Genomic DNA, 20,949 nt, shown 5'->3' with positions numbered 1-20,949 from the left:
CTGCCATATTGGACAAAAATGGATTCACTCGACCAAAAGCTGATCACGCTGCTGCGCCATAGCGCGCGGCGGAGCATCTCAGACCTGGCAAGCGATCTCGGCGTTTCCGCGCCACGGCAAGGGCGCGGATGGAGCGGCTGGAACAGTCGGGACAGATCATCGGCTACACCGTGATCCTGCGGGCCGAAGCGATCAGTTCGGCGGTCAGGGGCATCATGATGATCGAGATCGAAGGCCATGCCGCCGATCGCGTCATCCGTGCGCTTGGCGGCTTTGCGGAGGTCGCGACCATTCATACCACCAACGGTCGCTGGGACCTTGTGGTCGAACTCAATACGGCCACCCTTACCGATTTCGATGCGATCCTGCGACGCATCCGGCTCGTTCCCGGCATTACCGGCAGCGAGACGAGCCTGCTGCTTGCCACGCCCCGCAGCACCAAGGCCCGGCTTTAGCGACACCGCGCTCGTTGCGTGGAGCAGTTGCTGCTCCTGCCGTCGCCTAACAGGCCGGGGCAGTTTCGATCTTCTGATGCGCCGTGCGGTTCGGTCCCTGGCCGCAAATCGCGGCGAGGCAAACCGCCAGCACGGAACTTTTGTGGCGGTGGCGATTTTGGATGTAAGATGGAATCGGAACGACCAGGAGGGGTGTTGGCGATGACGACGAAACGGTTTGCGATCTGCGCTCTTGCCCTGGCGATGACCTGCGGCATGTCCCCATCGGCATTGGCCGGCGCCAGGCATCGCCATTATCAGGCTGAACGGGAACGCTACGTTCCGGCCGAAGACGATCTCATCGACTTCCTGTTCGGCGGCCCGCGCTATTATGACCAGCAGTTGTTCACCACCGCCGCCGGCGCATGTTCCTATCACCGGGTAGGGCCGGACGCGAATGCGACGAACAAGATCAACGATCATCATTGCGGGAAATGAACGGCCTTCGCCGGGAATCCGGCGAGGACGTCGCGAACGCCGCCCCGGTTACCGGTGCCGACACGGGGCCGGCATGACGTCGTCTGAACGATAAAACATCGTCCCACTCATTCCGCCGGCGAGACCGTGGTCGCCGAACGGCGCGAGGATCAGCCGCGTTTCGGCGAGACGATCACGCTGCGCTTCCTGCCCAGCCGCACCCGCATCTTCGACACCCAGGGGTTGCGCATTCGCTGATCCTGCTTGGTGCTGCCTCAGGCCGTTCCCCAACCCGGCGTGGATTGCCGGCCCCGGCATGCACCGCATCGCGATCGGGCGGCGCAATTTCTTGCCGGCCGAACCCGTCCTCTACGATCTATCGTGGCGTCTGGGAGGTTCGCATGAGTTTGCCGTAGCGCTTGACCAGCCGGTCGCGCTTCAGGCGCGTCAGCCTGTGCGTCCAGAAGAGCCCGTCGAGCTGGTCGATCTCATGCTGGTGGCAAACCGCCAGCAGGCCTTCGGCGTTCTCGAACTGCTCATTGCCATCCAGATCCTGATAGCGAACGATAATGCGCGCGTGTCGCTCGATATCCTCGGTAACACCGGGCATCGAAACACTGCCTTCCGCATGATGGATCATTTCGGTCGAGGCCTGGATAACAGATGGATTGACGTAGATGCCCGGCTTTGCGGCGGAAGGCAGCTGGATCACGACCAGGCGTCTCAAAATGCCGATATGCGGGGCGGTGATGCCGATCCCGGGCGCCGCATGCATGGTGTCGACGAGATCACCGGCCAAACCCTGCAAGTCGCTGTCGAACAGTTTTACGGGTTCCGCCACCGCGCGGAGAAGGGGATTGGGGAACCTTATGATCGGCCGAACCGCCATGGACTCCTCCTACGTCACGATTCGGCCAGGCAAGCACGGATTTCCGCATCGTGTTCGCCACGCGCCGGGCTTCCGGCAGGCGAGCACCGCGCCCTTGCCGAAAAACGCGGTGCCGCCGCCGCTTGAACAGTACCGTCCACCGTCAGCCATGTGCCGCGGGCGGCCATGTGCGGATGCTGTGCTGCCTCCCGCGGGCCAAGTACCGGACCGACGCAGGCGTCCGATCCTTCGAACAGCTTGACCCATTCGTCACGCGGTCTGGCAGCAAAGATCGCCGCCAGCCGGTTGCCGAGCTCCGGCCATAGACCGCGGTCGAATTGGTTGGCGAATTGCGGATCGGCGGCGAGGCCAAGCCGGTCGAGGAACAGCGCGTAGAATTTCGGCTCGATGCACTGGACGCTGATGAAGCCACCATCGGACGCTCGGTAGACGCGGCACCAGTGCGGTCCGTCGAGAAGGCTGTTGCCCCGTTCTGCGGCAAGGCCGCCGGACTGGGCGAGCGACATCAACAGGTTCATCATGTGGGCCGAGCCGTCGACGATCGCCGCGTCGACCACGGTGCCTTTCCCGCCGGCCCGGGCGTTCATCATGGCCGCGAGCATGCCGACCACCAGATAGAGCGCGCCGCCGCCTATGTCGCCGACCAGCGTCGGCGGCGCCATTGGCACCTCTTCCGGCAAAGAGCCGTACCAGAGCGCGCCGGACACGCCGATATAGTTCATGTCGTGGCCTGCGGTATGGGCGAGCGGACCGTCCTGGCCCCAGCCCGTCATGCGGCCGTAGACTAGGCGCTTGTTGGCCGCCAGGCAGACATCGGGGCCAAGCCCGAGACGTTCCATGACGCCGGGCCGGAAACCCTCGATCAGGCCATCGGCGGTGGCGATCAGGCGCATCAGCACGGCGGCGTCGGCGGCATCCTTGAGGTCGAGCGCGATGGAGCGCTTGCCGCGATCGAGCAGCGAGCGCTCGGGGACGCCGGGCATCGAGGGCTGCTTGCGATGGACGACGATGACATCGGCGCCGAGATCGGCGAAGAGCATGCCGGCGAAGGGGGCTGGCCCGAGCGCCTCGATCTCGACGATTCGGGTTCCCTTCAGCATTCCACCCTCCACGGCGTTCAACCTTGTATGGCGCACTTCTGGCATCGCCCACTTTTGGTATCGCCCACTTTGGTATCGCCCACTTTTTGATATCGTCGTGGGCGACGGTGTGTAACCCTGCTCTTTCAGCATTGAAGCACGTGCCGCTCGCATATACTTCAGGGTCATGAAAAAAATCGGTTTTCTCTCCTTCGGGCACTGGACGCCCTCGTCGCAGTCGCAGGTGCGCTCGGCTTCGGACGCGCTGCTGCAATCCATCGATCTCGCGGTTGCGGCCGAGCAGCTGGGCGCCGACGGCGCCTATTTCCGCGTGCATCATTTCGCGCGCCAGCTCGCCTCGCCATTTCCGCTGCTGGCGGCGGTCGGCGCCAAGACCAGCCGCATCGAGATCGGCACCGCGGTCATCGACATGCGCTATGAGAATCCGCTCTACATGGCCGAGGATGCGGGCGCGGCCGACATCATCGCCGGCGGGCGGCTGCAGCTCGGCATCAGCCGTGGTTCGCCCGAGCAGGTGATCGATGGCTGGCGCTATTTCGGCTATCAGCCGCAGGAAGGCAAAAGCGACGCCGACATGGCGCGGCACCACGCCGAGGTTTTTCTCGACACGCTGCGCGGCGAGGGCTTTGCCCAGCCCAATCCGCGGCCGATGTTCCCCAACCCGCCCGGCCTGCTCAGGCTCGAACCGCATTCGGAGGGCCTGCGCGAGCGCATCTGGTGGGGGGCGGCCACCAACGCCACCTCGGAATGGGCGGCGAAACTGGGCATGAATTTGCAGAGCTCGACGCTCAAATTCGACGAGACCGGCAAGCCTTTCCACATCCAGCAGGCAGAGCAGATCCGGATTTACCGCGAGGCCTGGAAAGCGGCCGGCCACGAGCGTGAGCCGCGCGTCTCGGTCAGCCGCAGCATTTTCGCGCTGGTCGACGACCGCGACCGCGCTTATTTCGGGCGCGGCAATGAGAGCCGCGACCAGATCGGCTTCATCGAGGAGAATACCAGGGCGATCTTCGGGCGCAGCTACGCCGCCGAGCCGGATGTGCTGATCAAGGAATTGGCGCAGGACGAGGCGATCGCCGAGGCCGACACGCTGCTGCTCACCGTGCCCAACCAACTCGGCGTCGACTATAACGCTCATGTCATCGAGGCGATCCTGACCCATGTCGCGCCTGGGCTGGGTTGGCGCTGACAGGCGCGCCAAGACAGCGACAACGGAGGAGAGGAGATACGGCATGGCGAAGAAAGCCTTGATTGCCTGGGGCGGCTGGGAAGGCCATACGCCGGAGCGCAGCGCCAATGTCATCCGCGCGCTGCTCGAGCGTAACGGTTTCGCCGTCACGCTGGGCCAGGGCACGGCGATGTTCGCAGATCCGGAGTTGTCGTCATTCGATCTCATCGTGCCTGTCATCACCATGTCGACGATCGAAAAGGCCGAGCTGCAGAACCTGACGCAGGCCGTTCGCCAGGGGACCGGGCTCGGCGGCTTTCACGGCACGATGGGCGACAGTTTTCGCAACGAGCCCGACTATCAGTTCATGACCGGCGGCCAATGGGTCGCGCACCCCGGCGACATCATCGACTACCAAGTCGCCATCACCCGGCCGGACGATCCGATCACCAAAGGCATCAACGATTTCGCCTACCGGTCGGAGCAGTATTACATGCATGTCGACCCAAGCAACGAAGTGCTGGCGACGACCACTTTCACTGACACGCATTTTCCGGGTATTGGCGGCGTCGTCATGCCGGTGGTCTGGAAGCGCCGGTATGGTTCGGGCAGGGTGTTTTACAGTTCTCTTGGACACACGGCGGATGAGTTCGCGGTGCCGGAAATGGCGCTGATTGTGGAGCGCGGTTTGGTGTGGGCGGCGCGGGGGTAGCAGCGAGCGCGTTTTCGTGAAAATCTGGGCCGAATTCACAGGGCATCCATGGAGATATCCAATGAGTGATTTCGAGTGGTCCGGATCCGAAAAGAAGCTCGCGCGCCATGCCTTCGATACCGCCCTTGAGGCGGCGCTCGTAAAGACGATGGCCGACTTCAAAAGCAAGGCGAGTGCGGTGACGCAGCCCTCCGAGATGTGGGAGCTCGAAGACTATTTGCGTGAACAGCGACGGCAAATCGATCGCACGTTCGACTATCGCTATTCGCAGCTTCTCTTCGTGTTCGCGCAGCTTATTCGAGCAGGGTATCTCGATGAAAAGCTGCTTGCCGGTCTGTCGCAAGACAAGCGGGATGTCATTCAGCGGGACCTGGCCTTTGTGGCGAGACGCTCGGCCAGTGGCTGACCGGGGCGGCGCTCCCGGGTTCGCGATTGTCATTGATGGCACTTGTGCGACTATCCATAGGCCCCTGGCTTCGTCATCCTAGGGCGTAGCAGGAGCGAAGCTCCGTCGCGGAGACCCTAGGATGACGAAGTCAGGGGACGCTGAGACCCTCACCTGATCCCGCCCACAACCACATAGGCGCCAGCGCTTCGCCCATCCTCCAGCCGCACCACCGCCGTGATGATCGAGCCATACGAGACGCGCCAGACGCTGTGGAACCGCTGATGCTCGGCGGCTGGAACGAGCGCACGCCCGACTAGGCGCGCGCCGCTTCGCTGCAATGCGACAGGCTCGCCGTTGATATGCACCTTGACGCTGGCATTCTCCGCCTCCGCGTCGCCGGGCAGGTCGACTGTGATGGATATCTCGTCCTGATCGCCCGAAGAACGCGTCTCGGCGGCAAGCGCGATGACAAGCGGTGGCGCCTTGCCGTCGCCACACCGGGCGGGCCGATCCGAAAACACATCATCGGCCAATTCAGGTGTGCGTGGCGGGCTCGTGCGGCGCTGGGTCGACCGTTCGTAGTCGCCGGCCATGCACAGGAGCCTTTCATCATCATAGGCCTTGCCGGCGAAGGTCAGGCCGACCGGCATGCCGATGTCGGCCATCGTGCCCATCGGCACGGTGACGGTCGGGATGCCGAAATGGCGCCAGACGAGATTGCCGTTGGCGACCCAGGTGCCGTTGCGCCAGGCAAGGGCGGCGGACGCCTCGTTGATGTCGGCATCGGCCGGGCCGACATCGGCGGCGGCGGGCAGCACCACGGCGTCGATGCCTTGTGCATCGAGCCAGTCCTCGAAATCGATCCGCCGCGTCGTTTCCAGGCCCTTGAGACCATCCTCCATCGTCGGGATATCCTTGAAAGGCGTGACGCCGGCTTTCGCCCGCTCGACGTAGTCCGCGAGGTCGAAGCTGCCTTCGTAGCGGTCGGGCAGCGTGCCTGGCGGCTGCGGGAAGATTTTCGGGCCATCGACCGAGGCGAGGTCGGGAATATCAGGGTCGGCATTGGCGCGCAGGAAATCGTCCCAACCCCAGATGCATAGGTCCCAGATTTCGCGGTTCGCGAACTCCTTCGGCACGAGCCCGCGCTCTACCATGGTGCGCGCGCCGGGACGGTCGCGCTCGTAGTTGGAGACGACGGGAAAATCGACTTCCACCACTTCGGCGCCCAGCCGTTTGAGATCGGCCGCCGCCTGTTCCCACAGGGCAAGCACCGAGGCCCGGGTTTCGATCGGCCGGTCGGCGCCGCTGTCGCGGCCGATATACATTCGGGGTACGCCGAGCCGTCTGCCTTTCAATGATCCTGCAAGCGTCAGCTCGGTGTAGCGTTGCGGCCGCATTTCGGAGCTATTCGGCAGCTTAATCCAGGGCTGCGCGCGCCAGAAATCGCCTCGCGTCTCGGGATCGTCGGCGACGATGATGTCGAGCAGTTCCAGCATATCGTACACGGTCCGCGTGTGCGGCACGACGACATCCATGGTCGGCACCAGCGGCCAGTTGCCGCGCACGGAGATGACGCCGCGCGAGGGCGTGTAGGCGACCAGCGCGTTGTTGGTGGCCGGCGCGCGGCCGGACGACCAGGTTTCCTCGCCGAGCCCGAAGGCGCAGAAGCTGGCTGCTGTCGCCGTGCCCGAACCGTTGGACGAGCCCGACGCGAAGGCGGCGGTCAGATAGTCGGCATTGTAGGGGCTCTCGGCGCGGCCATAGACGCCGCGCTGCATGCCGCCATTGGCCATTGGCGGCATGTTGGTCAGGCCGATCAGCACCGCGCCGCCGGCCCTGAGCCTCGCGATGGTGAAGGCGTCCTCATTGGCGACGAGATGCTCGAAGGCCGGCGAGCCGGCGGCGACCGTCAGGCCTTTGACCTTGTAGCTGTCCTTGGCGGTGTAGGGGATGCCGTCGAGCGGCCCAAGCAAGGCCTTGCTGCGCCGCCGCTGGTCGGAAGCGGCGGCTTCCTCGAACATGTCGGGGTTGAGCACGGGGACGGCGTTGAGGCCGATGCCGTGGCGGTCGAAATGGGCGATTCGGCGCAGATACGCCGCGACCAGCTCGACGCTGGTGACGGTGCCGTCATCGAGCGCACGGCGCAATTGCTCGATCGTCGCTTCGACGAGATGAAGGCTGGCATCGGTCATCACTGGTTCCAAACTGTCGTTTCGATACCATGGATGAGCGAGGCCGCCGGCTTCGGCAAGAGCCAATCCGCAGGCTTCGTCGGAAGGTGTTGTTCCTGCCGCCGACCTGTCCGCGCTGAGCGGCTGTCGAGCCATGACGATGCCAATTCTGCCCAGATGACGGTCAACGAGATGATTTTGGACGATCATCAACAAGATGGCTTGCAGACGTAAGCAAAAGCTCGCGGAAGTTGCGTCAAAAGCATATTGTCGGGGGAAACCGTGCCGATCTCACAGCATGAGAGGAGATCATGTCTGAACAGAATGCCCATATCCGCGCAGCCATCGGACGGATGCTTTCCAAAAAAACCGGGGTTGCCGTCATTTCGATGAAGGAGAGTATCGCGGAGTTGCTGGCGATAACCGGTGTCGCGCTGACCGTTGAGAGCCTGCAGGATCTGCTGCTGGAAATGGCAGAGGTGCGCGGCATAATGGTGGTGCTCGATCTCTAGAGCAATTCCAGGAAAAGTGTGAAACGGTTTTCCGTCCGGAATTGCGTCAAAACAAAGAGTTAGAGCAGTTCACCGTTTCCGTTAANGGAAAAGTGTGAAACGGTTTTCCGTCCGGAATTGCGTCAAAACAAAGAGTTAGAGCAGTTCACCGTTTCCGTTAAACGGTGAACTGCTCTGAGGCAATTCCAGGAAAAGTGTGAAACGGTTTTCCGTCCGGAATTGCGTCAAAACAAAGAGTTAGAGCAGTTCACCGTTTGTGAACTGCTCTGAGGCAATTCCAGAAAAGCGCCTCAGGCCAGCCGGTAACGGCCAGCGGCGGCCTCTTCGAAACGTTCTGCCTTGAGGACTGGCGCCAGCGTGCCGTCGCCGTAGATCATGCGGCCGGCGCGGAAGGTGGCGCGGACACGTGCCACCGGCTGGCGGTCGGCAACCACCAGGTCGGCCAGAAGCCCCGGCTCGATGGCGCCGCGATCGGTGAGCCCGAGCGCCGCGGCCGGGTTGGCGCTTGTCAGCGCGGCCGCCGCTGCCAGGCCGCCGTCGCGCACCTGTGCCAGGCCAAGCACGGCCGGCAGGATCGAGGCCGGATGGTAGTCGCTGGCCAGCATGTCGAGCAATCCCGCCTCATAGGCCCGCCGGGCGGAAAGATTGCCGGAATAGGAAACTCCGCGCAGTGCGTTGGGCGCGCCCATTGCGGTGTGCATGCCGAGCCGGCGGGCTTCCTGCGCCGCTTCGAGCGTCACCGGGAATTCGCTGAGCACAGCGCCCAGGCCATGGACCAGTTCCACTTTTTCCAGCGTGTCGTCGTCATGCGAGGCAAGCACGATGCCGCAGGCGCGGGCGCGGGCCGACAGATCCTGCAGCGCGTTGAGTACATCGCCCTGGCCCTCGCGGCCGGCCATCCGCTGTCCCACGATCTCGGAGGCCATGGCAACGGACATGCCACGCTCCTTGGCGATGCGGGCGATGTAGAGTTCGACGTCGCGGTATTGCCCCTGTCCAGGCGTGTGGTCCATCAAGGAGATGAGGTGCAGCTTGCCTGCATCCATCAACCTCTGCAGCATGGCGATCGCGGGCGTGAAGGTGACCTCGAACCGGGCATGGATGCGGTGGTCGACAAGCAGATCGTCCTTCATCCCGGCAATGGTCTCGATGATATCGGATGTATGATCTTCCGAGCGCAGCACGCCGCTGGTGACGCTGGCGCCGATGAAGGAGAGCGCGGCATAGGCCGTCGTCACGCCGCAGGAGGCGAGCTTCTTGTCGAGTTCGGCAATGCCGATTTGCATCGGCACATGGACGCCGGTGCGCGGCTCGACTTCCTTCTCCACCATGTCGCCATGCATGTCGATGAAGCCCGGCAGGAGCAGGCGGCCGCCGCCCTCGATGTCGGCATTCTCGACAGGTTGGTCACGGATTTCGGCAATCCGGCCGTTTTCGATCCTGACAGCGCCATTGGCAACGACACGGTCACGCAGGACAATTTCGAAGTCACTCAGCCACATGTCATGTCTCTTGCAAGTGGTTTCAGGGTGGGAAGTGGTTTCAAGGTGGATTTCGCTGATGACAAGGTCGGCGACATTTTCGGGTGATGGAAGACGCCGATCATGGCGACGGTTGCCGCCGCTTCGATCACGATCTCTCCAGGACAACCCTATGTTTTCTAGTTCACCCGAATGCCGGTTTCCATTTGATTTTTATGACATTTACATGAAGCCAGAATAGGTGATGCGCGCGCCCGGAGCTTACTTTTCACCTGCGCGGCCAGGAATAGCAGGACCGGCACCGCGGACAGCAGGCTGGCGGCCATCAACGGATCAGCGAGCGCGTGCAGCTTTCGAGCGTGCTGCCGCAGGCGGCAAAAGCCAAGGTGACACGGCTGCTTACCCGCCAAGGATGAAATCGGCGCAGCGGTCGGCGATCATGATCACGGGCGCGTTGGTGTTGCCGCTGATCAGGCGCGGCATGATCGAGGCGTCGCAGATGCGCAGGCGCGATACGCCGCGCACGCGCAATTGCGGATCGACCACCGCGCCGTCGTCGGTGCCCATCCGGCAGGTACCGCAGGGGTGATAGACGGTCTTGGCGTGTTCGAGGATGTGGTCTGTAATCGTCTGGTCGGAAAGATCCGCATCGTTACCCGGCGACAGTTCCTCGGCGATCACGGCCTGCAGGGCAGGCTGGCGCAGGATATTGCGGGCAATCTTCATGCCGACGAGCAGCAGAGCGAGATCATGGGGATCGGACAGGAAGCCGGTGGTGAAGCGGATCGGGTCGGCGGCGTCACGCGAGCGCAGGCCGACCGTGCCGCGCGACTTTGGCCGGAGAACACAAGGGTTGAGCTCCATGCCGTGGCGCTCGATCGAACCGTGCTCGGCGCTTTCGATCATCACCGGCAGGACGTGGAACTGGACATCGGGCCGGCCGTCGCCATCGGTGTCGAAGAAGCCGCCGCTCTCGACCACGTTGGAGGTCAGCAGGCCGCTGCGAAACATCAGGTACTGGATGCCGTGGCGCAGCGCCTTCAGGCCGCGGTCCTGCCCGAGCAGCGAGATCGGTTGGCGTGTCAATGCATAGACGGGGGCCGCGACATGATCCTGCAGGTCGCGGCCGACCGAAGGCATGTTGCGGATGACGGGAATGCCCAGCCCGGCCAGATGCTCGGCTGGCCCCAGTCCCGACAGCATCATCAGCTTCGGCGTCGCCAACGCACCGGCGGTGAGGATCACCTCGGCCCTTGCCGTCGCTGTATGGTTGCGGCCGTCCGAAGTGGTGTAGGCGAGGCCGCTTGCCGCCCCGTTTTCCAGTGTCACGCCGGTGACCAGGGCATCGGTGACCACGGTGAGGTTGGCGTTGCCGGCCAACGGCCTCAGGAACACTTTAGCCGCTGACTGGCGTTCGCCGTTCGCGGTCGTCGTCTGGTAAAAGCCGACGCCTTCCTGTTGCGCTCCGTTGAAGTCGTCATTGTAGCGATAACCGGCCTGTTGCGCGGCTTGCACATAGGCCAATGACAGCGGATGGCGGTGGCGGGGATCGGAGACGGGCAATGGGCCCTCGATGCCGTGGTGCTCGCTGGCCAGCCGCTCGTTGCGCTCCAGCCGCCGGAACACCGGCAACACCTGGTCCCAGCCCCAGCCGGTGCAGCGGAGGTCCCGCCAGCCATCGTAATCCTGCGGCTGGCCCCTGACATAGAGCATGGCGTTGATGGAAGAGCCGCCGCCCAGCGTGCGGCCCTGCGGCACCGGCAGCCGGCGTCCGCCGACGCTCGGCTCGGGCTCGGATTCGTAGATCCAGCTGCGCGCCGTGCCGATCACCTTGGCGAAGGTGGCGGGCATGTCGATGAGCCGCGTGTTGTCGGCAGGCCCGGCCTCGACGATCAGCACGCGCTTGCCCGCATTGACCAGCCGGTTGGCCAGCGTGCAGCCGGCCGAGCCGGCGCCGGCGATGATGTAGTCGTACTCTCCGCGCATGTCAGGCGTAGCGCATGATGACGGTCTTGGTCTCGAGATAGCCGTCGATGGCGGCGCGGCCATGCTCGCGGCCTATGCCGGACTGCTTGAAGCCGCCGAAGGGTGCGTTGGGGTCGAGCGTGTTGTGCGAATTGACCCACACCGTGCCGGCCTTGAGGCCATGGATGGCGGTCATCGCCTTGCCCATGTCGCGGGTCCAGATCGAGGCCGACAGGCCGTAGCGCGTGTCGTTGGCAATGCGGATCGCCTCGTCGAGATCGGCGACCGGCATCGCCGCCACCACCGGCCCAAACACTTCCTCACGCACGATCTCCATATCGGGCCGCACATTGTGCAGGATGGTCGGCGCCACGTAATGGCCTTTCGTCGGCACCGGCCGCGCGCCGCTGACCCGTTCGACGCCCGCAGCCAGCCCACGCTCGACAAACCCCTCGACGCTTCTTTTGTGCTTGGCCGAGACCAGCGGGTTGATCTGCGCTTCGGCGTCGCGGCCGGCGCCCAGCATCATGCCGTCGGCGATCTCGGCCAGCCGCGCCAGCGTGCGGTCGTAGATCGACTTCTCGATCAGGAGCCGTGAGGCCGACGTGCAGACCTGGCCCTGGTTGAAGAATATGCCGAGGCCCGCGACCAAAGGCTCGATGCCTTCCTCCATGTCGGCAAGCAGGATCATCGGCGATTTCGAACCGAGCTCCAGCGTGAAGCGGGCGACGCGGTCGACGGCGGCGTGGCCGACGCGTTTTCCCACTTCCGTCGAGCCGGTGAAGGTCAGCTTGTCGATGCCGGGATGGCGGATCAGCGCTTCGCCGGTGACGGGGCCGCTGCCGGTGACGATGTTGACGACACCGGGCGGAAAACCCGATGCCTCGATCAGCTCGGCGAGCCGGAGCAGGCCGAGCGGGGTTTCCTGCGGCGGCTTCAGCACCACGGTGCAGCCGCAGGCCAGCGCCGGCGCGATCTTCCACATGCCGATCAGCAGCGGGAAATTCCACGGCACGATGGCGCCGACGACGCCGACCGGCTCCATCACGGTCATCGCCTGATGTTTGGCGCCAGGAGGTACGGGGATGGAGACCTGGAAGGTCGAACCCTCGATCTTGGTGGCCCATCCGGCATAATAGCGCAGCCAGTCGACAGTGCCGGCCGCACTCAGCATGCGGGCGACGCCGAGCGACTTGCCGTTCTCGATGCTTTCGATTTCGGCCAGGAGGTCGGTATCGGCCTCGACGGCGTCGGCAAGCTTCAGCATCAAGTTCTGACGGTCGACCGGTCGCATCGATGCCCATGGTCCATCGAGCGCGGCTCGCGCCGCGCGCACCGCCTGGTCGACCAGTTCGGGGCCACTTTCCGGCACGTGCGCGACGATCTCGCCGGAGGCGGAATCGTCGACGGCGAGGCCGTCACCAGCGAGGCCCTCGACGAAGCGGCCATTGATGAAGGGGCGGTGCGGACGCGCCAGGAAAGCGGCGGCGGCAGGGCTGATCGGCGGCACGGTTCTCTCGTTCACGCCATCCTCCTCGATTGCTGATGAACATCCCGGCCGAGGATTATGGAGCGCATCGGCCGGCTTCAAGCCTCCCAAAGCACCAGTGCGCTCTCAGTCAAAACAAAGTTCCCGCTCGGACAAGACGCGAAATGGCGGATGCCGCACTATCCTTGGCGAAGATCGGCGCACAGCCGGCACAGCATCGATCGGGATGGAACAATGCGATTTTCGGGAAAGACGGCCTTCATTACCGGCGGCGGCACCGGCATCGGCGCGGCGGTTGCCAGGCGCATGGCGGCCGACGGGGCGAAGGTGGTGCTGATGGGCCGGCGGCGCGAGCCGCTGGAGGTCGTCACCAGGGATATTGGCGGGCTGGTGGTTCAGGGCGACGCCGCCGATCCGAAAGCGGTGCGCGCGGCCCTGGCCGAAGTACATGACAAGATCGGGCCCGTTGACATCCTCGTCGCCAATGCCGGCGGCCATGGTGTCGGGCCGACGATCTCGATGAGTGACGAAACCTGGAGCCTGGCGACACGCACCAATCTCGACACCGCTTTTGTCTGCGCCCGCGAATGCTTGCCCGACCTGATCGAGCGCAGAGGCAACATCGTCGTCGTCGCCTCGATCGCCGGCCTGTTCGCTGGCCCGGACGCGGCCGGCTATGTCACCATGAAACATGCCTGCATCGGCTTCGGCAAATCGCTGGCGCGCGACTATGGCCGCAAGGGCGTGCGCACCAACATCATCTGCCCGGGCTGGGTGTCGACCGACATGGCCGACGAGCAGATGGAGATGATCGTCGAAAAGCACGGGCTTGGCTCGATCGAAGAGGCCTATCGGCTGGTGACGAAGGACGTGCCGCTCGGCCGGCCGGCAACGCCGCAGGAAGTGTCCAATGTCATCTGCTTCGTCGCCTCCGACGAGGCGGCGATGATGAACGGTTCGATCCTGACGGTCGATGGCGGCGCCACCGTCGTCGACCTGCCCACGTTAGCTTTTGTCGATTGATGTGGAGAGCACCATGAACGACCAGAACAGGCCGGCCGACTGGAAGCATTTCGACGATTTCGCTGCCGGCATCGCCACCAACCGGCTGCCGACGACATCAGCGTTGCGCGGTCAGACCTTCAAGATCACGCTCGACACCGGCCGCACCATCGACCTTGCCTTCACGTCAGCCGACACGGTGGCCTGGAGCGAGGGCACGGAAGCTGGCGCGGACTGGTATGAGGCGCTCGAAGTCGCCTCCAGCGTGTTCTTCATCAACATGAGTTTCGCCGCCCGGCCGACGGAGGACGAGGCGCTCATCGTCAACACCAGTACGCACCGCGTGCTGTCGGTACGCGAACGGGTGCGTGAAGCAGGCGAGGCGCCCGGCGAGCCACGCGTGGCGCAGACCTGGTCGGCCGGTGTGCTCGGCGACCCCAGCGTGGCGCCGACCGGCATCGTGCCGGCACCGACCCGGGACCTGATCGGGCTCACCGCGCACTACACCTACAGTCCCAACCACGTCTACGAGCATATTTATCTGAGCGCCGAGCGCTATGCCTGGCAGAACCTCGTCGGCGTGCAGCGCGGCCATGGCGACGTCGATCTGGCGACGACCTGGAAGTTCGCCGAGAACCAGTATGTGTTCGGTTTCCGCGAGTTCATCATCCCGGTCGCGTCGCTGTTCTTCTACAATTGGGACACGATGCGCTCGACCGGCAAATTCCTTGGCGTGACCAGCCAGGGCAAGGTCGAGAACAAGCCGGCCGGCGCTCACATCGAGAAGAAATCCAGAACCGTCTACGACGAAGGCAAGGCGCCGGTCTGACCGCGCGGGAGAACGCCATGAACAAGAACTACGAAGCGATCAAGGCGCATTACGCCGGCTCCGACGCCATGGATTTGGCCGCGATGATGGCGCCGATCACCAGCCGCACCGCCTGGACCGAAATGGCTGGCTTTCCCTATGCCGGCACCTATGTCGGCCCCGACGCCATCATAGCGGGCGTCTTCAAGCGCATCGGCGAGGAGTGGGACGGCTACAATCTGAAGCTCGAAAAGCTGGTCGACGGCGGCACCACCATCGTCGGCATCGGTACCTATTCGGGTGTCTACAAAAAGGCCGGCAAGCCGATGTCGGCGCGTGTCGTCCATGTCTGGGAGATGGAGGACGGCAAAGTGCTGAGTTTCGAGCAGTTCACCGACACCAGGCTGGTCGCGGCAGCTACAGCCTGAGACATGCGGCCGGGCGCGCTGACGCGCCCGCCCGATGAAAACCTGGGAGGATGAAATGGGAAACAGTCTGAAGGCAATGCTGGCGGGGAAGAGAATGCTGGCGGGCCTGGCCCTGTCGGCCGTGTTCGCGGCCGGCGGCACCAGTATGGCGAATGCCGGCGATACCGAGATCGTCATCGGTGCGCCGANTGTCGGCCGTGTTCGCGGCCGGCGGCACCAGTATGGCGAATGCCGGCGATACCGAGATCGTCATCGGTGCGCCGATCTCCCTGACCGGGCCGCTGGCTGGCGACGGCAAGGAGCAGAAGTGGGCCTACGAGCAGGCGGTGGCCGACATCAACAAGGCCGGCGGCATCATGGTCAAGTCGGCCGGCAAGAAACTGCCGGTGCGGCTCGTCATCGCCGACGACGAAAGCTCGGAAGGCAAGGTCGCATCGGCGCTGGAGAACCTGATCAAGGTGCAGAAGGTCGACGCGCTGTTGTCGACCCATTCCGGCCCGATGAACATCGCGGGCGCCATCGTCGCGGAGAAATACAAGAAGTTCTACATGATCACGACGGCCTTCCCTTTCGAATGGCAGCCGTTGAAGCTCAAATATTCGGCGCTGTTCTTCTTCCACCCGGCTCCGGGCGCCGAAGTGCCGTTCGAGATCTGGAACAAGCTGCCGGCCAATGAGAAGCCGAAGAACCCGGCGCTGGTCACTGAGGATTCGCCCGACGGCAAGGGCTTTGGCGGCGCCTTCGAGGCGGCGGCCAAGAAGTATGGCTACACCTTCGCCGTCGACGATCCCTGGGCGATCGGCGCCACCGACTATTCGGCGCTGATCACCAAGCTCAAGGCGGCAGACGTCGACGCCATGCTGGTGTTCGGCTCGCCGGCCGACACGGTGACGCTGCTGCGCCAGATGAAGGAGCTCGGCTTCTCCGTGCCTTATCTGCATGGCTGGAAGGGCACCTGGACGGGCGAGTTCCACGAAGCGCTCGGCCCGGATTCCGATTACATCCTGACCGACGGCTTCTGGTCGGCGAGCTACCCTTACAAGGGCGCCAAGGAGCTCGGCGACCGCTACGAGGCCGAGTTCAAAAAGGACTCCGTCACCGTCGGCGCCTTCTATGCCAACGCGCAGGTGCTGGCGCAGGCGATCGAGAAGGCGGGTTCCACCGACGCCGATGCGCTGCACGAGGCGATCTTCAACCAGGAATTCAAGGACACGGTGGTCGGCGATCTCAAATTCGACCAGACCGGCTTTGCCCTGATCCCCAGCGTCGCCACGCAATGGTGGCAAGGCAAGCACCAGCTGATCTACCCGGACGGCAACTGGACCTACAAGCCGGCACCGGCCTGGGACAAGCGCTGAGCAATTGGTGCGGCGAATGGGGCGGGCGCGGCTTCTGTGTCCGCCCCAGCGTCCTTGATGACAGAAACGGAAAACACGATGCAGCCCGACGAAACCTTGCTTCGCCTCGAGGCGGTACAGAAGCGGTTCGGCGGGCTCGTCGTGCTCAACAACATCGACATCGCCATCGGCGCCAAGGAGCTGATTGGGCTGATCGGCCCCAATGGCGCCGGCAAGTCGACGCTGTTCAACCTCATCACCGCCCTCTACACGCCGACACAAGGGCGTATCCGGTTTCGTGGGCGCGACATCACCGGCACGGCACCGCATCGGATCTGCCGGCTCGGCATCGCGCGTACGTTCCAGCTGGTGCGCACCTTCCTGACCATGACGGCATTCGAGAACATCATGGTCGGCGCGGTCTATGGCGGTGGCGGGCGCGTCAGGCATGCCACTGCCGCGGCCGAGGAAGCGCTGGAACTGGTCGGCCTGACCGCGAAACGCGATGTCCGCACCGCGCATATGACACTGTCCGACCGCCGGCTACTGGAGATCGCGCGGGCAGTCGCGTCCAGCCCGGCGCTGCTCTTGCTCGACGAGCCGATGGCGGGGCTGAACCCGACCGAGATCCAGCGCATGGTCGATGTCATCCGCCGCGTGCGCAACGAGCGTGGCGTGTCGATCCTGTGGGTAGAGCACAAGGTCGACGCCATCATGAAAGTGTGCAGCCGGGTGATCGTGCTCGACCATGGCGAGAAAATCGCCGACGGCACACCACGCGAGATTGTCGCCAACCGCAAAGTGATAGAGGCCTATCTTGGCGAACCGGCTGCTTGACGTGAACAATCTGGAAGTCGCCTATGGCGACGTCGGCGCGCTGTGGGGCGTGTCGATCCATGTCGACCCCGGCACGATCGTGGCCATTGTCGGCGCCAATGGCGCCGGCAAGACGACGCTGCTGAAGACCATCTCCGGCCTGCTCAAGCCGAAGCGCGGCGAGATCTTCCTGGCCGGCGCGCCGCTGGCCGGCAAGGCGCCGGAGGAGATTGCCGGCATGGGCATCGCGCATGTGCCGGAAGGGCGCGGCCTGTTCCGGCAGATGACGGTGCTGGAGAACCTCGAACTCGGCGCCTTCCAGCCGAAGGTGCGGAAGCGCTTCAAGCAATCTCTTGAGAAGGCCTATGCGCTGTTTCCACGGCTGAAGGAGCGGGCGGGGCAGAAGGCCGGCTCGCTTTCGGGCGGCGAGCAGCAGATGCTGGCGATCGCTCGCGCCACCATGTCGGACCCATCACTGCTCATCCTCGACGAGCCGTCGCTGGGTCTCAGCCCGATCGTGGTGCAGCAGATGTTTGCGCTGATCGGGACCTTGCACAGTCAAGGCGTCACCATCCTGCTCGTCGAGCAGAACATCCACCAGGCGCTGAAGGTAGCCGACTATGCCTTCGTGCTGAAGACTGGCGAGCTCGCCATGCAAGGCACGGGCACCGAGCTGCTTGCCGATCCCGAAATCCAGAAGGCCTATATGGGCGTGTTGGAGTAGTGATGACGTTCAACATTCCGCCTCCCGACATCCTGCTGCAACTGTCGCTCAACGGCGCGCTGGGCGGCGCCATGTATGGCGTCGCCGCCGTTGGCTTGAGCCTCATCTTCGGCACCATGCGGCTGATTTTCCTGGCGCAGGGCGCGATGATCATCCTGGCCGCCTATTTCGTGCGGGCGCTGTTTTACGGGCTGGGCATCGACCCGTTCCTGTCGCTGCTGATCGTCGTGCCGGTCGGGCTCGTCGTCGGCTGGCTGATCTACCAAGGCCTGTTCCGCAAGGCGGCGGCCGCGGAGGACCGCAACATCTCGCTCCTGATCGCGGTCGGCCTGATGTTCCTGATCCAGAACCTGATGACGGTGGTGTGGGGCGGCAATACCGCCGCAATCGTCACCTCCTACACGGCGAGCGGCATCGAGATATTGGGCGTGCGTACCTCCTTCACCCGCTCCATGGGCTTCCTGATCGCACTCGCCGGCACCGGGCTGGTGGTGCTGTTCCTACGCAAGACGCTGGTCGGCAAGGCGGTGCGCGCGGCGTCCGAGGACATGGAAGCGGCGACGCTGATGGGCATCAGCCCGCATCGCGTCAACGCGATCGCCTTTGCCATCGGCATCGCGCTGGCGGGAGCGGCCGGCGTCGCGGTCGCGACCACATTTCCGTTCAACCCGTTCGCCGGTTTCATCTTCAGCCTGAAGGCGCTGGTGGCGCTGGCGCTGGGTGGCATCGGCAATGTCGCGGGTGCGCTCGCCGGCGGCATCCTGCTCGGCCTCATCGAGGCCTATGTGCAGTATTTCATCTCGGGCGGCTGGACCAACGCGATTGCCTACGGCGTGTTCCTGGCGGTGCTGATGTTCAAGCCGGAAGGCCTGTTCAGCCGGCCCTACAAGAAGGCTTGAGCACATGTTGAAGCAAGCCTGGAACAAGCAAGCCAAGGCGGGAATTGCCATTGCCGTCGTCGTGGCACTCGCCCTGGTGCCGCTGCTGCCCGGCGCGATCGATAGTTACGCCTTCTCGTTCCTGTTCTTCGTCTTCATCTACGCCATCATGGCACAGGGCTGGAACCTGGTTGCCGGCTTCGGCGGCCAGATCAGCCTGGGCAATCATGCCTTTTTCGGGCTCGGCGCCTACACCACCGCGATCTTGTGGAGCGGCAACTATCTCTGGGGTTCGCTCTACGACGCCTATCCGCGCATCTATTATTTCGACCCGGTGACTATGGCGCTGGGCGGGCTGGTGGCGGCGGTCGCCGCAATCATCATCGGCCTGCCGCTTTTGTCCAAATTGCGCGGCGACTATTTTGCGCTGGGCACGCTCGGCTTCGGCGAGATCGTCAAGGTGATGTTCATCAATGGCGGCGATTTCACCGGCGGCGCCTTTGGCGTCGTGGCGCCTGCCAGCACCTTCGACACGCTCTTGCCGCACTATCTGGTCGGGCTCGGCCTGATGGTCGGCACGGCACTTGCCATCCGCCTTTTGATGCGCTCGCGTTACGGGCTGGCGCTGATCGCCGTGCGCGACGATGAGATGGCGGCGTCGGCCAACGGCATCGACACGCTCAGGGTCAAGGTCGCAGCCTTCGTCGGCAGCGCTTTCATCGCCGGCATCGCCGGCAGCCTCTACACCTACTACATCTTCCATGTCGGGCCGGACTCGGTGTTCGCCCTCGACTGGATGCTGCTGCCGCTGATGATGACCGTGGTCGGCGGCACCGGCACGCTGCTCGGCCCGATCCTCGGCGCCTTCGTGATGTACGCCGTGTTCGACCTCGCGCGGATCGTGGTGCCGGATTATCACCCGGTGATCTCGGGCCTGACGATCATCCTGGCGATGCTGTTTCTGCCGAAGGGGCTGATGCGGAGTCTTGGGGGAAGGGTGGCGTGACGCGGTTCAGATTTGCAACGACGCTCAAGAAAACCGAGCCGGCCGAAAGTTTGCAAGAAGTGGGTGCTCTCTTCCGGTGGCGATCTCGCCGGCGAGCAGCTCGCCGGCAATCAGGCCAAGCGTTGCGCCACTGTGGCTGAAGGCGATGTAATATCCCTTGATGTCCTTCAATTGGCCGAATACCGGATCGCCGTCCGCGGGGATCGGCTTGGGGCCGACGCCATAGCTTTCCAGCTCCAACTTCGGATGGCCCTCGAGAACCTTCGAGGCTTCGTCGAGAAGCCCCTGGACGGTCGAATCCTTCACGCCATAAGTACCGTCCGAATTGACGACCACCTCTTCTTCCGACCAGGCGGAATCGAGCGCAAGGGCTCCGTCCGGCATCGGGCGGATGGCGACGCGCGGGGTATTGAGCACGGCCCGAAGGGGCAAGTGTTGCGGCTTGGTCCTGACCAGCAGCGCGATTGGCGTCCCGTCGGCAATATATTGGCCGGAGTCCGCGACCATTCGCGGCACATCACCGCCGGTCGCCAGCAGCACCGCGTCGGCGGCGAAGCCGATGCCGCCTGTGGTGGTGACGCCGGTGGCGCGACCGTCGACGACCGTGACCGCCGCGCTTCCGGCATCGGTGACCAACTGCCCGCCGCGCTCCATGAATTCCGCAACCAATAGCTCGATCAGCGACGGCAGGTCGACCCAGCCTTCGCCCGGATTGAAGATCGCGCCCTGGGGCGTGACAGCATTTGCAGCGACGCCCGGGGTGACCGACGCTATGGCGCCCGCGGACAGATGCTGCGCGTCATAACCAAGAATTTTCTCATGAGCGAAGACATCCGCGATCTCGTTTGAAGCGCCGTCCGCATCCCATGTCAGACCGCCGTCGAAACGCAGCCAGGCGGCATTCGGATATCTCGCCGACAGCGTCCGATAGCGATCGATGCCGATCATGCGCAGGCGATGGTATTCAGCCGACCGCTTGCGGGCGGAATTGAGCCAGGCGAGCGAGCGGCCTGAAGCTCCCTTGGCAAGCGGTCCGTCATTGACCAGGACGGTTTCGATGCCGAGCCGTGCAAGATGAACGGCCGAGGAGACACCGAAGATACCGCCCCCGACAACAACGACCTTTGCGACCGAATGTGATGTAGCCATGGGATGTTCTTTCAC

22 protein-coding genes and 1 pseudogene are annotated in these 20,949 nt (G+C 64.1%); 15 read left to right on the top strand and 8 right to left on the bottom strand.

Going from position 1 to position 20,949, the window contains the following annotated elements:
- Positions 1 to 18 precede the first annotated feature (18 nt).
- Together X743_RS01000000169000 and X743_RS152990 are read left to right on the top strand one after the other, a co-directional pair.
- A pseudogene (locus tag X743_RS01000000169000) lies at positions 19 to 455 on the top strand (Lrp/AsnC family transcriptional regulator).
- A gap of 201 nt (positions 456 to 656) precedes the next feature.
- The gene (locus tag X743_RS152990; RefSeq protein WP_023766229.1) at positions 657 to 932 is read left to right on the top strand and encodes a hypothetical protein; all 276 of its coding nucleotides are present in this window, start codon (positions 657 to 659) and stop codon (positions 930 to 932) included.
- Between the two features lie 355 nt (positions 933 to 1,287).
- On the opposite strand, the gene X743_RS152995 is transcribed toward X743_RS152990, so the two are convergent.
- Together X743_RS152995 and X743_RS153000 are read right to left on the bottom strand one after the other, a co-directional pair.
- On the bottom strand, positions 1,288 to 1,800 hold the full coding sequence (locus X743_RS152995) for a peptide deformylase (protein WP_023766227.1): 513 nt from the start codon (positions 1,798 to 1,800) through the stop codon (positions 1,288 to 1,290).
- 14 nt (positions 1,801 to 1,814) lie between these two features.
- Positions 1,815 to 2,900: a CaiB/BaiF CoA-transferase family protein gene (locus X743_RS153000; RefSeq protein WP_023766226.1), complete on the bottom strand. Its 1,086-nt coding sequence runs from the start codon at positions 2,898 to 2,900 to the stop codon at positions 1,815 to 1,817.
- A gap of 166 nt (positions 2,901 to 3,066) precedes the next feature.
- Here X743_RS153000 and X743_RS153005 point away from each other — a divergent pair, with 166 nt between their 5' ends.
- The 3 genes from X743_RS153005 to X743_RS153015 all read left to right on the top strand — a co-directional run bounded on the left by X743_RS153005 (position 3,067) and on the right by X743_RS153015 (position 5,186).
- Complete coding sequence (locus X743_RS153005; RefSeq protein WP_023766225.1) at positions 3,067 to 4,089, top strand: LLM class flavin-dependent oxidoreductase; 1,023 nt, start codon at positions 3,067 to 3,069, stop codon at positions 4,087 to 4,089.
- 43 nt (positions 4,090 to 4,132) lie between these two features.
- Entirely contained in the window at positions 4,133 to 4,780 is a 648-nt protein-coding gene (locus X743_RS153010; RefSeq protein ID WP_031257800.1) for a ThuA domain-containing protein, read from the top strand.
- A gap of 61 nt (positions 4,781 to 4,841) precedes the next feature.
- Positions 4,842 to 5,186 (top strand): hypothetical protein, encoded by a 345-nt coding sequence (locus tag X743_RS153015; RefSeq protein ID WP_023766223.1) that lies wholly within the window; start codon positions 4,842 to 4,844, stop codon positions 5,184 to 5,186.
- Between the two features lie 149 nt (positions 5,187 to 5,335).
- On the opposite strand, the gene X743_RS153020 is transcribed toward X743_RS153015, so the two are convergent.
- On the bottom strand, positions 5,336 to 7,360 hold the full coding sequence (locus tag X743_RS153020) for an amidase (RefSeq protein WP_023766222.1): 2,025 nt from the start codon (positions 7,358 to 7,360) through the stop codon (positions 5,336 to 5,338).
- 33 nt (positions 7,361 to 7,393) lie between these two features.
- Here X743_RS153020 and X743_RS153025 point away from each other — a divergent pair, with 33 nt between their 5' ends.
- Positions 7,394 to 7,573, top strand: a complete 180-nt coding sequence (locus tag X743_RS153025) for a hypothetical protein (RefSeq protein ID WP_023766221.1) — start codon at positions 7,394 to 7,396, stop codon at positions 7,571 to 7,573.
- 77 nt (positions 7,574 to 7,650) lie between these two features.
- Complete coding sequence (locus tag X743_RS153030) at positions 7,651 to 7,851, top strand: hypothetical protein (RefSeq protein ID WP_023766220.1); 201 nt, start codon at positions 7,651 to 7,653, stop codon at positions 7,849 to 7,851.
- A 290-nt stretch (positions 7,852 to 8,141) separates the two neighbouring features.
- Here the strand turns inward: X743_RS153030 and X743_RS153035 are convergent, their stop codons facing one another.
- The 4 genes from X743_RS153035 to X743_RS153045 form a co-directional block, all read right to left on the bottom strand.
- The gene (locus X743_RS153035; RefSeq protein WP_031257799.1) at positions 8,142 to 9,353 is read right to left on the bottom strand and encodes an alpha-D-ribose 1-methylphosphonate 5-triphosphate diphosphatase; all 1,212 of its coding nucleotides are present in this window, start codon (positions 9,351 to 9,353) and stop codon (positions 8,142 to 8,144) included.
- Positions 9,344 to 9,484 carry a hypothetical protein gene (locus tag X743_RS1000000172070; protein WP_156934433.1) on the bottom strand — a complete coding sequence of 47 codons (141 nt, stop codon included), beginning with the start codon at positions 9,482 to 9,484 and terminating at the stop codon, positions 9,344 to 9,346. The genes X743_RS153035 and X743_RS1000000172070 overlap by 10 nt, the downstream gene beginning before the upstream one ends.
- Before the next feature lie 247 nt (positions 9,485 to 9,731).
- Positions 9,732 to 11,318, bottom strand: a complete 1,587-nt coding sequence (locus X743_RS153040; protein ID WP_023766217.1) for a GMC family oxidoreductase N-terminal domain-containing protein — start codon at positions 11,316 to 11,318, stop codon at positions 9,732 to 9,734.
- 1 nt (position 11,319) lies between these two features.
- Positions 11,320 to 12,822, bottom strand: a complete 1,503-nt coding sequence (locus X743_RS153045; protein WP_023766216.1) for an aldehyde dehydrogenase family protein — start codon at positions 12,820 to 12,822, stop codon at positions 11,320 to 11,322.
- 198 nt (positions 12,823 to 13,020) lie between these two features.
- On the opposite strand from X743_RS153045, the gene X743_RS153050 reads away from it, so the two are divergent.
- From X743_RS153050 to X743_RS153085, 8 genes are all read left to right on the top strand, one after another.
- Complete coding sequence (locus tag X743_RS153050; RefSeq protein WP_023766215.1) at positions 13,021 to 13,809, top strand: SDR family oxidoreductase; 789 nt, start codon at positions 13,021 to 13,023, stop codon at positions 13,807 to 13,809.
- 13 nt (positions 13,810 to 13,822) lie between these two features.
- Positions 13,823 to 14,617 (top strand): MoaF C-terminal domain-containing protein, encoded by a 795-nt coding sequence (locus X743_RS153055; RefSeq protein ID WP_023766214.1) that lies wholly within the window; start codon positions 13,823 to 13,825, stop codon positions 14,615 to 14,617.
- Positions 14,618 to 14,634: 17 nt separating this feature from the next.
- The gene (locus X743_RS153060) at positions 14,635 to 15,024 is read left to right on the top strand and encodes a nuclear transport factor 2 family protein (protein WP_023766213.1); all 390 of its coding nucleotides are present in this window, start codon (positions 14,635 to 14,637) and stop codon (positions 15,022 to 15,024) included.
- A gap of 221 nt (positions 15,025 to 15,245) precedes the next feature.
- A complete protein-coding gene (locus tag X743_RS153065; protein WP_198028443.1) occupies positions 15,246 to 16,382 on the top strand; it encodes an amino acid ABC transporter substrate-binding protein in 1,137 nt (378 codons plus the stop codon).
- Positions 16,383 to 16,460: 78 nt separating this feature from the next.
- On the top strand, positions 16,461 to 17,198 hold the full coding sequence (locus X743_RS153070) for an ABC transporter ATP-binding protein (RefSeq protein WP_031257793.1): 738 nt from the start codon (positions 16,461 to 16,463) through the stop codon (positions 17,196 to 17,198).
- Positions 17,191 to 17,901, top strand: a complete 711-nt coding sequence (locus X743_RS153075) for an ABC transporter ATP-binding protein (RefSeq protein WP_031257792.1) — start codon at positions 17,191 to 17,193, stop codon at positions 17,899 to 17,901. The genes X743_RS153070 and X743_RS153075 overlap by 8 nt, the downstream gene beginning before the upstream one ends.
- 2 nt (positions 17,902 to 17,903) lie before the next feature.
- Positions 17,904 to 18,800 carry a branched-chain amino acid ABC transporter permease gene (locus tag X743_RS153080; RefSeq protein WP_013894205.1) on the top strand — a complete coding sequence of 299 codons (897 nt, stop codon included), beginning with the start codon at positions 17,904 to 17,906 and terminating at the stop codon, positions 18,798 to 18,800.
- Between the two features lie 4 nt (positions 18,801 to 18,804).
- Positions 18,805 to 19,785, top strand: coding sequence for a branched-chain amino acid ABC transporter permease (locus X743_RS153085; protein WP_023766208.1), 981 nt, complete (start codon positions 18,805 to 18,807; stop codon positions 19,783 to 19,785).
- A gap of 24 nt (positions 19,786 to 19,809) precedes the next feature.
- Here X743_RS153085 and X743_RS153090 read toward each other — a convergent pair whose 3' ends face one another.
- Entirely contained in the window at positions 19,810 to 20,934 is a 1,125-nt protein-coding gene (locus tag X743_RS153090) for an FAD-binding oxidoreductase (RefSeq protein WP_023766207.1), read from the bottom strand.
- Between the last annotated feature and the right edge of the window lie 15 nt (positions 20,935 to 20,949).

The organism is Mesorhizobium sp. LNHC232B00 (genome assembly GCF_000502435.1).
Classification (GTDB): Bacteria; Pseudomonadota; Alphaproteobacteria; order Rhizobiales; family Rhizobiaceae; genus Mesorhizobium; species Mesorhizobium opportunistum.
The sequence above is the reverse complement of the archived record's forward strand: the minus strand, read 5'-3'. Positions and strand labels throughout refer to the sequence as shown.

What these genes read in the sequence shown, in the direction of transcription:
- X743_RS152995 (WP_023766227.1), bottom strand. Translation starts at nt 1,800, where the DNA reads ATGGCGGTTCGGCCGATCATAAGGTTCCCCAATCCCCTTCTCCGCGCG.
- X743_RS153030 (WP_023766220.1), top strand. Translation starts at nt 7,651, where the DNA reads ATGTCTGAACAGAATGCCCATATCCGCGCAGCCATCGGACGGATGCTT.
- X743_RS153050 (WP_023766215.1), top strand. Translation starts at nt 13,021, where the DNA reads ATGCGATTTTCGGGAAAGACGGCCTTCATTACCGGCGGCGGCACCGGC.
- X743_RS153080 (WP_013894205.1), top strand. Translation starts at nt 17,904, where the DNA reads ATGACGTTCAACATTCCGCCTCCCGACATCCTGCTGCAACTGTCGCTC.
- X743_RS152990 (WP_023766229.1), top strand. Translation starts at nt 657, where the DNA reads ATGACGACGAAACGGTTTGCGATCTGCGCTCTTGCCCTGGCGATGACC.
- X743_RS153070 (WP_031257793.1), top strand. Translation starts at nt 16,461, where the DNA reads ATGCAGCCCGACGAAACCTTGCTTCGCCTCGAGGCGGTACAGAAGCGG.
- X743_RS153005 (WP_023766225.1), top strand. Translation starts at nt 3,067, where the DNA reads ATGAAAAAAATCGGTTTTCTCTCCTTCGGGCACTGGACGCCCTCGTCG.
- X743_RS153055 (WP_023766214.1), top strand. Translation starts at nt 13,823, where the DNA reads ATGAACGACCAGAACAGGCCGGCCGACTGGAAGCATTTCGACGATTTC.
- X743_RS153065 (WP_198028443.1), top strand. Translation starts at nt 15,246, where the DNA reads ATGGCGAATGCCGGCGATACCGAGATCGTCATCGGTGCGCCGATCTCC.
- X743_RS153010 (WP_031257800.1), top strand. Translation starts at nt 4,133, where the DNA reads ATGGCGAAGAAAGCCTTGATTGCCTGGGGCGGCTGGGAAGGCCATACG.
- X743_RS153015 (WP_023766223.1), top strand. Translation starts at nt 4,842, where the DNA reads ATGAGTGATTTCGAGTGGTCCGGATCCGAAAAGAAGCTCGCGCGCCAT.
- X743_RS153035 (WP_031257799.1), bottom strand. Translation starts at nt 9,353, where the DNA reads ATGTGGCTGAGTGACTTCGAAATTGTCCTGCGTGACCGTGTCGTTGCC.
- X743_RS153060 (WP_023766213.1), top strand. Translation starts at nt 14,635, where the DNA reads ATGAACAAGAACTACGAAGCGATCAAGGCGCATTACGCCGGCTCCGAC.
- X743_RS153000 (WP_023766226.1), bottom strand. Translation starts at nt 2,900, where the DNA reads ATGCTGAAGGGAACCCGAATCGTCGAGATCGAGGCGCTCGGGCCAGCC.
- X743_RS153090 (WP_023766207.1), bottom strand. Translation starts at nt 20,934, where the DNA reads ATGGCTACATCACATTCGGTCGCAAAGGTCGTTGTTGTCGGGGGCGGT.
- X743_RS153085 (WP_023766208.1), top strand. Translation starts at nt 18,805, where the DNA reads ATGTTGAAGCAAGCCTGGAACAAGCAAGCCAAGGCGGGAATTGCCATT.
- X743_RS153025 (WP_023766221.1), top strand. Translation starts at nt 7,394, where the DNA reads ATGAGCGAGGCCGCCGGCTTCGGCAAGAGCCAATCCGCAGGCTTCGTC.
- X743_RS153040 (WP_023766217.1), bottom strand. Translation starts at nt 11,318, where the DNA reads ATGCGCGGAGAGTACGACTACATCATCGCCGGCGCCGGCTCGGCCGGC.
- X743_RS153020 (WP_023766222.1), bottom strand. Translation starts at nt 7,360, where the DNA reads ATGACCGATGCCAGCCTTCATCTCGTCGAAGCGACGATCGAGCAATTG.